The following is a 16,787-nucleotide window of genomic DNA, read 5'->3' as shown; positions in this document are numbered from 1 at the left end:
TGAAAAATTGTTGCGCATTATAGCTAATCTTATGCAGTTGTCATAAAGTTGCTACGCACAATTATAAGGATTAAAAAATGATAACGCTTTCGCGCCTTTACACACACCCAGTTAAATCTATGCGAGGAGTTCGTTTATCCCACGCCTTCGCTGATATTAGCGGTTTGACTTTTGATCGTAATTTTATGGTAACCACGCTGGAAGGTAAGTTTATTACGGCGAGAAAATATCCACAAATGTTACTTTTTACACCGGTAATGCTCAATAATGGTCTTCACTTGCGAGCACCAAATGGCGAAAGTGCAACGGTATTGTATCAGGACTTTAACGAGAAGCAGAGCCCTACTGAAGTTTGGGGTAATCATTTTCATGCACTTATTGCACCTGAAGCGATAAATAGTTGGTTAAGTACCTTTTTTGATGAGCCCGTACAACTACGCTGGCTGAGCCCACAGCTTTCTCGCCGTGTCAAAGAACACCAAGATGTGCCGATGTCTTTTGCTGATGGCTACCCTTTCTTACTGATCAACGAAGCTTCAGTCCAAGAACTACAGCGCCGTTGCCCTGCGAGTATTAAATTAGAGCAGTTTCGTGGCAATTTAATCATTACAGGTGCCAAGCCTTTTGAAGAAGACACATGGAAAACCATTCAAATTGGTGATGTCGTTTTTACATTAGATAGGCCATGTAGCCGGTGCATTTTAACGACCGTTAGCCCAGAAAAAGGAATTAAACATCCCCACAGTGAGCCACTTGCGACACTGCAAACCTTCCGTTCAGATGAAACTGGTGATGTCGATTTCGGACAAAATGTGATTATTAAAAATACGGGGGTTATTCGTGTTGGTGATACCCTGACGGTACTAGAAACTAAACCAGCAAAACAATATTTAGTTCAAGAACGTGAAAGTGACCTAGCAGCTAATAGCTTGAAGACCCAAGCCAATAATGTCAGTTTAGTTTTTGAAGAAACAGAATATGAAGGTGATAACCAAAATGTGATCCTTGAGCAATTAGAATCCAATGGTTTAACTATCCCTTATTCATGTCGTGCTGGTATCTGCGGCCGCTGTAAAATTAAACTGATTTCAGGAGAAGTCACCCCATTAAAACAAAGCGCCATTAAAGAAAACGGTTATATACTCGCCTGTAGTTGTATCCCGAAAACATCTGTTAAATTAGCGTTTAACTAAGCACTGGTTTTATTTTTAACACCATCAAGGGTTCAATTCTATGATGGTGTTAAACACGCAAACTGGGATTCATTAAATTAGCAAAAAGCCTATTTATTTAGTTATTCTTTTTTCCACGATCTTAAGTGATCACCTAAATAGCATTACCATATAGTTGACGTTTCACTTTAGATGAATACTCAAGCATGCGATCGTTCATGATCTTAATAGGATCGCAAAACCGTAAAGTTCGATCGGGTAATTCTAATATTGGTTCAGCTAATAAACATAAACTCGCAGATGGACCAGCTTCCGCAATAATAAATGTGAAGTAACGGTTCGTATTTTCTAAACACACTTGAATTATTTGCCCTTGCTTAGGCTCACGAATATAGTGAAATGAAGAAAAATACCAACTCTTTGGCATCTGTGGTTTTAAAAAACGAAAAGCAACTAAGCTATTTAAGACTAATTCAGCTCTTTCTTCATGAGTAATATTTAATCTTTTAGCCTGTTCATCGAATAAATAATATTCACCTGCATCTTCGATGCTAAATGGCATCTCATTACGAGCAAAAACCGTTAGCATCTTAGCAGGAAAACATGAACGAAATATCATGCCGTTGGCGAGATCTAACATCACCCTATTATGGTCATGATCAAAATACCAACGCCAATGATCATCAGGTTTAATATTCATAAACGATCCTTTAGCGATTTACCGGTAAATATAACAGAAAGGATCGATATCATGATCTTTTCTAAATTTACTCTAAAGTGTATTTTTATGCGCTAAATTAACTGCTAAATAAATTACTTTATAAATAGTCGGATAATGTCGTTATCTAAATAGCAAACTAGCTGCAAATTGGTATCAATTTGATATAAAAATAGCCACTATTAGCAATATAGTTTAAAAGGGGGCATAAATAAACCCCCTTGATACGTAAATTTACAATTTATTACTAGATATGATTAACAATATCTTTAATTAATTTTGGCCCATGGTAAATAAAACCAGAATAAATTTGAATTAAAGAGGCACCCGCTTCCATTTTTTCACGTGCAGCCGTAAGAGAATCAATTCCACCGACTCCAATTATTGGCAGTTTTCCATTTAACTCACGTGAAATAAGTTTAATAACTTGCGTACTTTTTAATTGCACAGGACGACCACTTAATCCCCCCGTTTCATTACAATGATTAATCCCTTGAACCAAAGAGCGGTCTAACGTGGTATTCGTCGCAATAACGCCATCGATATTATGTCTAACTAGGCTATCTGAAACTTGGATAATTTCCTCTTCAGATAAATCAGGCGCAACTTTTACAGCAACAGGCACATATTTTTGGTGCTGTAATTGTAATTCCAGTTGCTTTGCTTTTATGCTACTTAATAAATCATCCAGTGCTTCGCCATATTGTAATGTTCGTAGCCCAGGCGTATTTGGTGAGGAAATATTAATAGCAATATAACCAGCATGTGCATAGACCTTATCCATGCAAATTAAATAGTCATCTTTACCTTGTTCGACTGGTGTATCTTTATTTTTACCAATATTGATACCAATGATCCCGCCATAATTCGATTTTTTAACATTCTCTACAAGGTTATCGACACCTTTATTATTAAACCCCATCCGGTTAATTAAACCTTCAGCTTCTACAAGTCGAAATAACCGCGGTTTGTCATTACCTGACTGAGGACGAGGGGTTACCGTACCAATTTCGATAAACCCAAACCCCATGGCACCAAATGCATCAATACATTCACCATCTTTATCTAAACCCGCGGCGAGCCCTAGTGGGTTTTTGAAGGAAAGCCCCATGCATTGAACGGGTTTAGTGGCAACAGATTGGCGAATAAGACATTGGAAAGGGGAATGATTCAAACGTTGAAGCTGGCGAAAAGTCAATTCATGTGCTTTTTCAGGGTCGAGCTGGAACAGTGCCTTGCGGGCAAGGTGATATAGCATATCCAATAACCTATTTTTACTAGTACGTTTCAATAGAGTAGACATCATATCGCACGCTAAAACCCCGCCAAATACAATTTGCCGAGCTTTCATTCATACATGCGGTTTTTTCGTCGGATAAAACGCGCTATAGATTACCCTATCTCACCACCCTTTTACTATGAAAAAATCAATAAAAATGCGTTTGCCTGGGTTTTCGAGGGAAAACAAGCATTTTATGAGAGTTATCTCTCATTTAATATTCCACTTTTGTCATAAACAATAATAAGCCGCTAAATGAAATTTTTTAGCGGCTTATTAAAACCAACAACTAGCTAGCTATATATAAACTAGCTTTCTAACGCTTTGGTTATTTTTTCAAATAGATCACCAGACAGGTTATCAAGTGCTTTTAATTGCTCAAGCACTTTACGCATCTGTGCTTGGCGCTTTTCGTCGTAACGTTTTAAACGGATCAACGGCTCAATCAGTCTTGAAGCCACTTGCGGGTTGCGCGTATTGAGATCAACTAAAATTTCATACAAAAATTGGTAACCACTGCTATCTTCTGCATGGAAATTAACAGGATTCCCCGCAGTGAAAGCCCCAACAAGTGAGCGAACACGGTTAGGGTTACCCATGCTAAATGAGCGGTGATCCAATAATTCACGTACATTAGCAAGCGCTTCTTTTGCAGGGTTCGCCCCTTGTAATGTAAACCACTTATCCATGACTAACCCGTCATGATGCCAGCGCTCATCAAAATCTGACATTAACTGGGCTTTACAAGGTAACTGTGACTCGTTTGCTGCGGTCAATGCGGCCAATGAATCCGTCATGTTATCCGCTGATTCGTATTGTTCCAACACTAGTTTGTTCGCCAGCTCGCTATCATCACCCGCGGCTAAGTATTGCAGGCAAATGTTACGCAATGAGCGTTTAGCAATATCTTGGTGATCAACACGATAACCATCAATATGTATGGATCGATAAACCGAGAGAAGTTCATCATGCATTTCTACCGCTAAATGATGATGAATAAAGTTCACAACTTCGTGGATCGCAACAGGGTCGATAACCGTAAATAATTCTGCTAGCTCGTTTTCGGAAGGTAACGTTAAGATCAATGCGACTAATGCAGGATCAATCGAATCACTTAATAATACACCCCGAAAAGCATCTACCACTGGCTCAGGTAAAACTAATGCTTCACCTTTTTGATAATGAGCCACATTAATTTTTACATAATTATTAATGAGTTGTTGAGCCGCATCCCAACGAGAGAATTCATTACTTGCGTGCTGCATCAAGAAAGCCAGTTGCTCATCTGTGTAGTTGTAATCTAATTTTACAGGGGCTGAAAACTCACGTAATAAAGATGGAACTGGGCGGCTTGTCACCTCATCAAAAACAAACGTTTGAGTTTCTTGCGTAATGTTTAGCACCGAATTCACGACGCTACCCTCACGTTTTAGCGTGATAATTCCACCTTGCTCATCATAGAGCTCAATATCCAATGGGATATGCAATGGTTGCTTCTCTGCTTGATCTGCCGTCGGTGGCGTCATTTGGCTAACATGTAGCGTATATTGCTGTTTTTCTGGTGAATATTCATCACGCACAGTTAAAACGGGTGTCCCTGACTGGCTATACCAACGACGAAATAGTGATAAATCAACATTTGACGCATCTTCCATCGCCTGCACAAAATCGTCACAGGTTGCTGCACTGCCATCATGGCGATGAACATAAAGTTGTATACCTGCTTGGAACATCTCCTCACCCAACAGAGTGTGGATCATGCGAATAACTTCCGACCCTTTTTCATACACAGTCAAAGTATAGAAGTTGTTCATTTCAATGACTTTATCTGGGCGAATTGGGTGCGCCATTGGGCTTGCATCCTCAGCAAACTGGGCTGAACGCATTACTTTGACATTGTTGATACGGTTAACAGAGCGAGAACCTAAATCTGAACTAAATTCTTGATCGCGGAAAACGGTTAGCCCTTCTTTAAGGCTCAATTGGAACCAATCACGACAAGTAATGCGGTTTCCTGTCCAATTATGGAAATACTCGTGGCCAATCACGGATTCGATATTCAGATAGTCTTTATCTGTCGCGGTTTCGCTTTTGGCTAAAACATATTTCGAGTTAAAGACATTCAACCCTTTATTTTCCATTGCTCCCATGTTGAAGAAATCAACAGCAACAATCATATAGATATCAAGGTCATACTCTAAACCAAAGCGTTCTTCATCCCATTTCATGGCATTTTTAAGGGACTGCATTGCCCAAGGAGCACGGTCTAAATTGCCTTTATCAACAAAGAGCTCTAACGCAACTTCACGACCACTGCGAGTGGCAAAGGTGTCTTTTAAAACGTCAAAATCACCTGCGACTAAGGCAAATAAATAACTTGGTTTCAGGAATGGGTCTTCCCACTTAACCCAATGGCGGCCGTCTTCTAACTCACCTTCTGCGATACGGTTCCCATTTGAAAGTAAATAAGGATAACGTGATTTATCCGCTGTAATTGTGGTGGTATAGCGAGCTAATACATCTGGTCGGTCTTGGTAATAGGTAATATGGCGGAAACCTTCTGCTTCACATTGTGTGCATAACGCATCACCTGAAACATATAACCCTTCTAGCGCAGTATTTTTCTCAGGGCTAATTTCATTCACAATCCGTAGTGTGAAAGATTCAGGCAATGATTCAATAATTAATTTACCTTCGGATTCTTTATAGTTTTGCCACGCTTTGCCATCGACTTCTAGGCTGACTAACGATAAATCTTCGCCATTGAGCTCAAGCGTTGAAGATTGCGGATTAAGGCGTTTTACCTTACTTACTGCGGTAACAATCGTTTTCACTGGGTCAAGATTAAAATCGAGGTCAATCTCTGTAATTGTGTAATCAGGTGCTTGATAATCCTGACGATATTTCGCTTGTCTTAACTGGGTCATAAGTAACCTTTTAATTCGTTATATTCAATATCGTACTGCTTTATTACTTATACAATACTATAAGCCACAATAATGTGAATGGATTTGAGAAACATTTTCATCAAAAAATGTTATCTATTTTTATAGCCATGTTAGTTTTATATAACACACCGTGCTTAACTTTGTTAAAAATTCGTTTGCTTGTTGGTGCTATTGCACTATTAAATATTTTATGGCGTGTTAGTATCTTTTGGTGATTAATGCTTTCATCTGTTTCTATGAGGCACAATACGAATAAAGCGTATTTATTTGATTCCATAGTAATACAGAAAATAGTCATACAAAAAAGCAATACGCGAATTTAGATTGCCGTGCTCCTTGAAAGCAAGAGGTAGAATAACACTTCTATCTTTTGCTAAAGTGGGTATACTTTTGCAACTTTAACGATTTAGCTAACAACTATTGCAACTTTTATCTCATTGTGACTTTTTGAAAATCAAACAGCTTTCAAGAGAAACAAGAGTAAAAATTAACAGCATTAGTGGTAAAGATAAGCTCCGCGAGGATGTCTGCGTTCCATGAATCTAGACGCTACACCAATTATTACATCACTGCTTGATACCGATGCTTACAAGCTTCATATGCAGCAGGCCGTTTTCCACCGTTACTATCAGGTACCGGTTGTCGCTGAGTTCCGCTGTCGTAGCAGTGAGATCTTAGGTGCTTACGCCGATGAAATTAGGCAACAAATTCAGTTAATGGCTAAATTGTCACTTTCTGATGATGAGCTGAATTTTCTCCGCCGCTTACCTTTCTTCCAAGAAGACTATCTTATGTGGTTAAAGTCATTCCGCTTTAACCCAGAACAAGTCGTTGTTAGTACCACAAATGAAGGTCAGTTAGCGATTCGCATTAGTGGGCCTTGGCGTGAAGTGATCATGTGGGAGGTACCACTCCTTGCATTGGTCAGTGAAATCATCCAAAAAGATAGGCATCCAAACATTCATCCTGACGATGCTGTTCAGCAACTCAAAAAGCTGCTAAATGTTTTCTATCAACAAGCCGATGAACACCAGCTTGATTTGTCTCACTTTAAGCTCATGGACTTTGGTACACGCCGCCGTTTCTCCTACGACGTACAATCCGCCATTGTTTCAATGCTTAAACAAGAATTTCCTTATCTTGTTGGGACAAGCAATTACAAACTTGCACACGAATTAGATTTATCCCCTGTTGGCACACAAGCCCATGAATGGTTCCAAGCCCACCAGCAAATCAGCCCTGAATTAGCAAATAGCCAACGCGAGGCATTACAAAGTTGGCTAGATGAATATCCTAATCACTTGGGTGTCGCATTAACTGACTGTATCACCATGGATGCCTTTTTGCGTGATTTTGATGTTAACTTTGCGAACCGCTACCAAGGATTGCGCCATGATTCAGGGGACCCGATCGAATGGGGTGAAAAAGCCATTGCTCATTACCAAAAATTGGGGATTGACCCGATGAGCAAAACGCTAGTGTTCTCAGACAGTTTAGACTTGCAAAAAGCACTTGAATTATATCGTTATTTTCATCAGCGGATTAACCTTGTTTTTGGTATCGGCACGCGTCTAACCTGCAATATTCCAAATGTAACCCCGTTGAATATTGTGATTAAACTCGTAGAGTGCAATGGTAAGCCTGTCGCTAAGCTATCTGATAGCCCAGGAAAAACCATTTGTGAAGATGATGAGTTCGTCAATCAACTCAGAAAAGCGTTCGACCTACCTAAAATGGAAAAGGCCTGTTAACTAAGTCGCTTTTCCCCAGCTCTGAGTAAGAATTTGCACTTTTCTTGCCCAGAGCTTCAAAACCCTCTTTTTCTTTTATTCACTTACTATTACTATAGCTTTTAAGCTCAATACCCACGCTTCGCTTCAACAGAAATGTTTTATCGCGATTTTTTACTTGTTTCCTAATAAATGGCAAGTAACATAGAGCTTTGGCCCCTGAAAAATGGGATTTCGTTAATATCCCTACTTTAACTATTTTAATCGCCATAAGCCGATGACATTTTTTGAATAATATTCATAGATATAAGCGGTCGAATGGATTTAAAACAATTTGAATTACATCCTAAATAATTCGAGTTGTAGGAAGGCGGCAAACAAAGTGAGCCCTAGGAGCATACATAAGTATGTGACTAGGGTCGGTTTGTGAAGCCAACGCATCTACGGCTCGAAGTATGACGGATTGAGATAGTCGAAGTAGATATCGTTAAATATGAAGAGAGTGAATTATATGATAGTAGCGCCTGTAGTCGACGTACTGCAAGGCCGAGTGGCGGTAGGCACAGAAGTCACCGTTCAAGGCTGGGTACGTACAAGGAGAGATTCAAATGCTGGTTTTTCTTTCCTCGCCGTTTATGACGGTTCTTGCTTTAATCCGTTACAGGCTATCATTAATAATAATATATCTAATTATAATGACGAAGTCCTGCACCTCACAACGGGTTGTTCAGTTGAAGTTACGGGTACCGTAAAAGAATCCCCAGGCCAAGGTCAATCATTTGAACTTGAAGCCACTGCTGTAAAAGTCGTTGGCTGGGTTGAAGACCCTGACACCTACCCAATGGCAGCAAAACGCCACAGTGTTGAGTTTTTACGTGAAGCAGCGCACTTGCGCCCGCGCACTAACTTAATTGGTGCTGTTGCACGTGTGCGCCACACTTTAGCGCAAGCAATCCACCGTTTCTTTGATGAACAAGGCTACTTCTGGGTTTCTACGCCAATCATTACCGCTTCCGATACCGAAGGCGCAGGTGAGATGTTCCGTGTTTCCACACTGGACTACAACAACCTGCCACGTAATGACAAAGGTGAAGTGGACTTCAGCGAAGACTTCTTTGGTCGCGAAGCGTTCTTAACTGTATCAGGCCAACTGAATGGTGAAGCTTACGCAACTGCAATTAGCAAAGTCTATACTTTCGGCCCAACCTTCCGTGCTGAAAACTCAAATACTAGCCGTCACTTAGCTGAGTTCTGGATGGTCGAACCTGAAGTGGCTTTTGCCTCTTTAGACGATGTCGCAGGTCTGGCAGAAAAAATGTTGAAGTTCGCCTTCAAAGCTGCTCTTGAAGAACGCCGCGACGACTTAGAGTTCTTTGCACAACGTGTTGATAAAGACGTTATCAACCGCTTAGAAAGCTTTGTTAACTCAGACTTTGCACAAGTTGATTACACGGATGCCATTAAAATCCTTGAAACTTGTGGTCAAAAATTCGAAAACCCAGTTTATTGGGGCGTCGATATGTCGTCTGAACATGAGCGCTACTTAGCAGAACAACACTTTAAAGCGCCTGTTGTTGTGAAAAACTACCCGAAAGACATCAAAGCTTTCTATATGCGTCTCAATGAAGATGGCAAAACGGTTGCCGCGATGGACGTATTAGCACCGGGTATTGGTGAGATCATCGGTGGCTCACAGCGTGAAGAACGTCTTGATATGCTAGATGCACGCCTTGAAGAAATGGGGATGAATAAAGAAGATTACTGGTGGTACCGTGATCTGCGTCGTTATGGCACCGTTCCTCACTCAGGTTTCGGCCTTGGTTTTGAGCGTTTAGTAGCTTATGTCACTGGTGTCGGTAACGTGCGTGAAGTCATTCCATTCCCACGTACCCCAAGAAATGCTGCGTTCTAATAACCGCTTTTCTGTATTAACCCCCTAAATAACGGGTCAACTAATGTTGACCCGTTATTTTTCACTCTAATATATTTTTAACTATGGACTATTTCAGTCCATTACATAAAATTGCAGCCACATGATAACCCGATCACAATTTTTACGTTATCACCTTATAATTCACCCCAAAATGGCACCAATCTGCTACCGCTAAGAATAATCTGCTTTTTAATCTCACGATCCTCTTTTTACTGGTGATAAATAACCACTTTACATTCGCTAAACTGCTCAAAAAAAAACCAATTTGTCTTTTGAAAAAGTTCCCTAATTTTTGTAATATTTTTTAAACTGGTACGATGAGTGGTTATTTATTGGTCTATTTTTTACATTTTGAAACATCTTGTTACCATTTGTTTCAGAATCTTTGATTTTGTAGCACTTTGAGGGTGGATAATTTTATTTAGCAATGGAACACTGGTCGCCGACATAGACGACACTAATCTCTCACAAATAGTTCCAATTATTTTTTGCGAATTATTTTTGGCAGTGGCAGGTGTCCGAATAACACCAATGAGGGTAATAATAATGATGAAACGCAATATTCTTGCAATGGTTATCCCAGCTCTGTTAGCTGCTGGTGCAGCAAACGCAGCTGAAGTATACAACAAAGACGGCAACAAATTAGACGTTTACGGTAAAGTTGACGTTCGTCACTACCTCGCTGACGGTAGCAGCAAAGATGCTCCAAGCCAAGACGGTGATGATTCACGCGTTCGTTTAGGCCTGAAAGGTGATACTCAAATCACTGACCAACTGACTGGTTTTGGTCGTTTCGAGTGGGAAACTAAAACTAACAAAGCTGAGAACGAAGGCGAAAACAAAAACCGTTTAGCATATGCGGGTTTACGTTTTGCTGATTTCGGTTCAATCGACTACGGCCGTAACTACGGTGTGGTTTATGACACGAACGCATGGACCGACGTATTCCCATTATGGGGTGCGGACACTATGGATCAAGCAGACAACTTCATGACTAGCCGTAACCGCAACCTGTTAACTTACCGTAACAACAACGCGTTCGGTTATGTTGATGGCCTGAGCTTTGCTCTGCAATACCAAGGTAAAAACGGTGACGACAACCTGTCTAGCTCAAGCGTTCGTAAAGACAACGGTGATGGCTTCGGTTTCTCTACCGCTTATGACTTAGGCTGGGGCGTAACACTGGGTGGTGGTTATTCTAACTCTTCACGTACACCTGCACAGAAAAACTACCCTAACGCTGGTGGTAAAAAAGCTGAAGCTTGGAACGTTGGTGGTAAATTCGACGCTAACAATGTTTACTTAGCAGCAATGTACGGTCAAACTCAAAACATGACTCGTTACGGTGCTGGCGGTACTAAATTTGATTCAGGTATTGCTAACAAAACTGAAAACGTTGAGTTAGTTGCACAATACCTGTTCGACTTCGGTCTGAAACCATCTTTAGGTTATAACCAATCTAAAGGTAAAGACTTAGGCACTTACGGTAACAAAGATCTGGTTAAATATATTTCTGTAGGTTCTTACTACTACTTCAACAAAAACATGTCTGCAGTTGTTGATTATAAAATCAACCTGTTAGATAAAAATGATTTCACCAAAGCATACGGTATCAGCACTGATAACGTAGTTGGTTTAGGTTTAGTTTACCAATTCTAATTATCAGTTAACTGATAAGTTAGAAAACAGTAACATGTTTTTGTAAGCAGCGCTTCGGCGCTGCTTTTTTATTTTTTCCTCTCCCTCAAACTTCCCCCCTAGAAACACTCAAATTATCGGTAAGACAGACTGATTCACCACCTTTATAGATATTTATGGTTAGATTACATGCAATTCCTACCTAGCTCACAAGATCTCGCCAATTTTTGGTAAAACGGTTGGCAAAAAGCCTTTATCACGTTACCCTGAGAACTCGACTCGTTCGACTAAACCCGTTTTCAGCTATATCCATCAATTTTAGTTGTATGGGCTGTTTACAAGCAAGGATAGCCAAAAGCATTCTCACTTACGCCTTCATACACTGTAAATTGTCTTGGGTACCACTACAGAGCTTTGGAATCGACAACATGTTTGAAAAAATTACTTCTGCCCCTGCTGACCCAATCTTAGGTCTTGCTGATAGTTTCCGTGCTGATCCCCGCGATAATAAAATCAACTTAGGTATTGGCGTCTATAAAGACGAATCAGGGAAAACCCCTGTGCTTGATACCGTTAAAAAAGCAGAAAAATTCCTGCTGGATAACGAAAACACCAAAAACTATCTTGCGATTAGCGGAATGCCAGAGTTCGGCCGTGTAACACAAGAACTGTTATTCGGTGCACAACATGAAATTGTCACCTCAAAACGTGCACGTACAGCGCAAGCACCGGGTGGTACTGGCGCACTGCGTATCGCTGCAGATTTTATTGCTAAACAAACCAACGCAAAGCGTGTTTGGATCAGCAACCCAACTTGGCCTAACCACAAAAATATCTTTGAAGCAGCTGGTTTAGAAGTTTTAACTTACAACTACTATGACGCTGCAAAACATGGTATGGATTTCGACGGTATGCTTAACAGCCTGTCATCTGCTGTGGCCGGTGATGTGATTGTTCTACACGGCTGCTGCCATAACCCTACGGGTATTGACCCAACGGCTGAGCAATGGACAAAACTAGCCGCATTATGTGCAGACAAAGGCTTATTACCAGTTTTTGACTTTGCCTACCAAGGTTTCGCAAAAGGCTTAGATGAAGATGCCGAAGGCCTGCGTATTTTCACCAAAAACAACCCTGAAATGATTGTTGCGAGCTCATTCTCTAAAAACTTCGGTTTATACAATGAGCGTGTCGGTGCTTGTACCATCATTGCTAAAGACAGTGACAACGCAGAGCGTGCATTTAGCCAAGCGAAAGCGGTTATTCGTGCAAACTACTCAAACCCACCAGCACACGGTGCGGCAGTGGTGACAACTATCCTTTCTGATGACGTGTTAAAAGCGGAATGGATCCAAGAATTAACCGCAATGCGTGAGCGTATTAAACGCATGCGCCAACTGTTAGTGAAAACATTGGAAGAAAAAGGCGCTAAACAGGACTTCAGCTTCATTATCAACCAAAACGGTATGTTCTCCTTCAGTGGCCTAACAAAAGAGCAGGTAGAGCGTCTACGTAGCGAATTTGGTATCTATGCCGTTAGCTCTGGCCGTATTAACGTGGCGGGCTTAACTTTAGAGAACATGGTTCCGCTGTGTGATGCTATCGTTAAAGTGCTGTAATCATTACTTAGCACATGCTATCTAATACAAAAGGCACCTAACTAGGTGCCTTTTACATCAAACTATTAAGCTCTTCAAAATCAATCACCAAACAGGTTGTTCATCTTGCAAGAAAGGGTTTGTTTTACGCTCAAAACCTAAGTTTGACATGGGGCCATGCCCTGGAATGAACTGAAAATCATCACCTAGAGGTAATACTTTGTTTTTTATAGAGGAAATTAGGTCTTGATGATTACCGCGTGGAAAATCACTTCGGCCGACTCCCCCTTTAAAAAGGACATCACCCATTGAAATTAATTTATCGGCGTGATTCACAAAAATAATGTGGCCGGGTGTATGACCAGGGCAATGCAGTACATCAAATGCCATATTGCCGCAAGTCACTTTGTCCCCTTCTTCTAACCAGTAATCCGGCGTAAAGTCAGGGCATTCACCAATATAAAACATCGCATTTTGTTCTGCGAGGTTTTCAATCCAAAAAGCGTCTTCTTTTTGCGGGCCATAGATAGGCACTGAAAAATGCTTAGAAAGAATAGCTGATGCACCGATATGGTCAGAATGACCATGTGTTAACAGAATTTTAGTTAACTTCAGCCCAAAGTTTTCAATAGCAGAAATTAATTTCTCTGCTTCTCCGCCGGGGTCAACAACAACCGCATCTAACGTATTTTCATCCCAAATAACGTGGCAATTTTGCATAAATGGTGTTACTGGGATAATAGTATATTTCATCGAGCAATTACTCCGTAATCTGTGTCACCTATGCACAGATTACCACGTTCTTGCAGGTCCTGTATCAATATGTATAAAATTGCTTCGAGGATAGTAACCAACACCACCCGCTTTCATTTTTAGCGCAGCTTTGCGGATATTGCTCAGTTGTAACCCTTCGATATGGAAATCCATCGCTTGCCCACGGGTATGGTAACTTTTCTTTGCCACGCCAGAGCTTTTACTGCGCAATTTATTGTTAGTCTCTAAAGAACGATAACCAGAGATCAGTTGGACAGGTTTGTTTGTTCCCATCATCATTTGTAATAAATAGATTTGGTCAAACAGTTTTGGGTCAATAGTTTTTACTTTGTCGCAACGGTAATCACGGAAAAAATGATTTAAACGCGCTAATTCAGACTTATTATAACGGCGCCCGTCAAAAAACTCAGTTTTTAGCGATTCGCCTGTATTAATGTTTTGAAAACGCAAAATACGTGGTCTAGGGGTCGTCATCGCAGCAAATACATGGCTTGGTAATAAACTAAGGCCAACTGTTGCGGCCCCAATACCTAACCACTTCCTGCGGGATTGATCAATTATATCCATAGGTGATAGCTCAGATTCTAATATTTTCAGTATTAATCGATAAAATTTTGGCAACCTATTGAGTCTAGCAAATCACGCTTATCTTTAATGTATAATTATGTAAAGATATGCATACTTCGCAGAAATTTTATTGCATTTTTCGTCAAAAAGAGAGTTTTATCACTAGAACTGCTCGAAACATGCAATTTAAGACACAAAATATGCTGCCTTTATCAAAGGTAAGCAAAATAGTAATGATTGAGCAACCATAAAACAACGGAATAAATAAGATAAAAACGGATCCTAGAGGTAAGGTCACAGAATGGAAATGTGTAAAAAACTGCGCTCAAGCAATTAACTCTTAAAATAATTAAGGGGAGAAAATTCCCCCCTTCAAATTAAAACCTACAATTAGTGTAAAATCTTTTTCAACATTGGCAAATATTTATCTGCATTATTAATCGAATTATCATATTGATAAATATCGGCTCGATATTGTGGTTGCTGGTCTTTATCTACCCATGCGGTTTGGTAATACAGAAAAACGGGGATCCTATCGGGTATATTGACATACCGTGTTGACCCTTCTTTCAACGCACCATCAATGCGTTTTTTTTCCCAACCTGCGTCACCTAATAAAATACTCGCTAGCTCACTTGCTTTATTCACTCGTACACATCCAGAGCTTATTGCACGTGCATTACGATTAAATAAACTATGGTTTGGTGTATCGTGTAAATAAATCGCATCTGAACTCGGCATATTAAACTTATAGCGTCCTAATGAGTTAGTTGGGCCTGGTGCCTGCCGAATACGGTATGGGAAATTTGCGGGGGTGATATTTTCCCAATCTATCGCATAAGGATCAATTTCGTAAGAATCTGAGCCCCACCCTGAATAAACCGTATATCCTTTACGACTAAAATAACTTGGGTCTTGTTTTCCTCTTGGAGCGATATCTTTACGTGCCATACTGGTCGGCACACTCCAAGGTGGGTTAATAACTACATTGTTTAGCGCACTGCTCATGATTGGTGTTTTGCGATCAGCACGACCAACAATCACTTTAGAGTCTAAAATCACTTCGTCATTTAAATAGAAATCTAAAGAGTAGCCAGGAATATTCACTAAAATCCCTGTCCCACTACTTGCAGGTATAATACGTAAGCGTTGAATATTGAGTGCCATTAAACCTGCTTTCTGCTTAGGCTGCATGTTTAACCAAACACGCGTGCCTTTTCCAACAACACCGTCTGCTTCTAAGCCATATTGCAATTGGAATTTTTTTACCGCATCGACGAGCTCTTGATCATAGACTTTCGACACAGAGCTCGCAGGTGCATCAAGTGTTCCTGTCGATTCAGTGGCTTGTTCAGTTGCCAGTTCTGCTACTTGAGCCATGGTCTCAGGAGGCGCGATGTCTTCGGTTACATTTCCGCCTTCAAGTAACCCTTCACGTTGCAAGATTTGACGCAAAATAACTACATCATCGCTAGACTGCCCTGGCTTTAATGTTTTCGTTCCCACAATTTCCAGGTTATCTTCAGGGATCGCTAATAATTTCAACATTTCTTTGCGCATTGGCAAATACATTGGGTGACTCGGGGCTTGCGATTTAACCCAATCACCTAAGTTATTAGACTCGATGGCATCTATCCATGGTTTCATTTGAGCGGCCGTTGGAGCCATAATTTTATAAGGTCGATTAGTGTATAACCAATATTGCCCATTCGCTTCTATCGACGATAAATACTGTAAATAACCAAGCATGGCATCAGATAAAACAACGTCACGGCCTAGCTCGTTTAACTGATTATTTTCCAGTATCGCTAACCACTCCCCAAATTGAGGCTGAACGCCAGAAAGGGATAGTTCTGCCAATTGTTGCTGAAATTGGCTAATTGCCGCTTCATCTTGCCACAATAGCTGCATTTGCCTATCAGCGTATAATTTTGCTAATTGCGTAGAAAAGATAGGTTTCACATCCGCAGGAAGCGACTGTGTTATTTTGACTAAACTTTCTGCTGGTGTCACCGAAGCTATCGTTTGAACTTCAGAAACACTTTGCTGCGTATTTTCTTCATTTGAGAATGCGGGAAACTGTAACGCCATCAACCCGCATATTACCGAGACTTGCAGAGCTCTCACTCTTCTCTTTGCCATACATCCACCTTAATTTACAACATGGATAATAATATTTTTATTATAATTACAATTTTATTCTATTTAATTTTAGCAGTAATGTTATAGGAATAGGCTAATTTTCCTTTTTTCAGATTATGTACTGCTAAGTTAACAATTAATGAGAAAAAGAATTATTTTCATCATAGGGAATTCAACAGTGTATTCGTGGTTTAAACATAGATGAATTTTATTTTAATTAAAAGTTTACCTAACGCTTTCTTTGCCACTTAATTACCATATAAAAAAACCGATATTTATTTCTAAATA

The 16,787-nt window shown here is 40.3% G+C and carries 11 protein-coding genes; 5 read left to right on the top strand and 6 right to left on the bottom strand.

Annotated elements, in window-relative coordinates:
- The first annotated feature begins 77 nt into the window (after positions 1 to 77).
- Complete coding sequence (locus tag M0M83_RS07060) at positions 78 to 1,193, top strand: YcbX family protein (RefSeq protein WP_125892661.1); 1,116 nt, start codon at positions 78 to 80, stop codon at positions 1,191 to 1,193.
- A gap of 133 nt (positions 1,194 to 1,326) precedes the next feature.
- On the opposite strand, the gene M0M83_RS07055 is transcribed toward M0M83_RS07060, so the two are convergent.
- The 3 genes from M0M83_RS07055 to pepN form a co-directional block, all read right to left on the bottom strand.
- Positions 1,327 to 1,872 (bottom strand): cell division protein ZapC, encoded by a 546-nt coding sequence (locus tag M0M83_RS07055; RefSeq protein ID WP_102138502.1) that lies wholly within the window; start codon positions 1,870 to 1,872, stop codon positions 1,327 to 1,329.
- 265 nt (positions 1,873 to 2,137) lie between these two features.
- On the bottom strand, positions 2,138 to 3,148 hold the full coding sequence (gene pyrD, locus M0M83_RS07050; RefSeq protein ID WP_213914479.1) for a quinone-dependent dihydroorotate dehydrogenase: 1,011 nt from the start codon (positions 3,146 to 3,148) through the stop codon (positions 2,138 to 2,140).
- Between the two features lie 329 nt (positions 3,149 to 3,477).
- Complete coding sequence (gene pepN, locus M0M83_RS07045) at positions 3,478 to 6,096, bottom strand: aminopeptidase N (RefSeq protein ID WP_248468021.1); 2,619 nt, start codon at positions 6,094 to 6,096, stop codon at positions 3,478 to 3,480.
- 557 nt (positions 6,097 to 6,653) lie between these two features.
- Between pepN and pncB the strand changes: the two genes are divergently transcribed.
- The 4 genes from pncB to M0M83_RS07025 all read left to right on the top strand — a co-directional run bounded on the left by pncB (position 6,654) and on the right by M0M83_RS07025 (position 13,037).
- Positions 6,654 to 7,868, top strand: coding sequence for a nicotinate phosphoribosyltransferase (gene pncB / locus M0M83_RS07040; protein WP_248468020.1), 1,215 nt, complete (start codon positions 6,654 to 6,656; stop codon positions 7,866 to 7,868).
- 490 nt (positions 7,869 to 8,358) lie between these two features.
- The gene (gene asnS, locus M0M83_RS07035) at positions 8,359 to 9,759 is read left to right on the top strand and encodes an asparagine--tRNA ligase (RefSeq protein ID WP_125892655.1); all 1,401 of its coding nucleotides are present in this window, start codon (positions 8,359 to 8,361) and stop codon (positions 9,757 to 9,759) included.
- Between the two features lie 570 nt (positions 9,760 to 10,329).
- Positions 10,330 to 11,439: a porin gene (locus M0M83_RS07030; RefSeq protein ID WP_248468424.1), complete on the top strand. Its 1,110-nt coding sequence runs from the start codon at positions 10,330 to 10,332 to the stop codon at positions 11,437 to 11,439.
- A 407-nt stretch (positions 11,440 to 11,846) separates the two neighbouring features.
- Positions 11,847 to 13,037 (top strand): amino acid aminotransferase, encoded by a 1,191-nt coding sequence (locus M0M83_RS07025; protein WP_213914618.1) that lies wholly within the window; start codon positions 11,847 to 11,849, stop codon positions 13,035 to 13,037.
- A gap of 84 nt (positions 13,038 to 13,121) precedes the next feature.
- Here M0M83_RS07025 and M0M83_RS07020 read toward each other — a convergent pair whose 3' ends face one another.
- From M0M83_RS07020 to ldtD, 3 genes are all read right to left on the bottom strand, one after another.
- Complete coding sequence (locus M0M83_RS07020) at positions 13,122 to 13,769, bottom strand: MBL fold metallo-hydrolase (RefSeq protein ID WP_248468019.1); 648 nt, start codon at positions 13,767 to 13,769, stop codon at positions 13,122 to 13,124.
- Between the two features lie 39 nt (positions 13,770 to 13,808).
- Positions 13,809 to 14,357, bottom strand: a complete 549-nt coding sequence (locus M0M83_RS07015) for a YcbK family protein (protein WP_102138492.1) — start codon at positions 14,355 to 14,357, stop codon at positions 13,809 to 13,811.
- A 390-nt stretch (positions 14,358 to 14,747) separates the two neighbouring features.
- Entirely contained in the window at positions 14,748 to 16,499 is a 1,752-nt protein-coding gene (gene ldtD, locus M0M83_RS07010; RefSeq protein ID WP_213914617.1) for a L,D-transpeptidase, read from the bottom strand.
- Positions 16,500 to 16,787 lie beyond the last annotated feature (288 nt).

This window comes from Providencia rettgeri, from assembly GCF_023205015.1.
GTDB classification, from domain to species: Bacteria; Pseudomonadota; Gammaproteobacteria; order Enterobacterales; family Enterobacteriaceae; genus Providencia; species Providencia rettgeri_E.
Note: the sequence above shows the minus strand (reverse complement) of the source record. Positions and strands in the feature narration are given on the sequence as shown.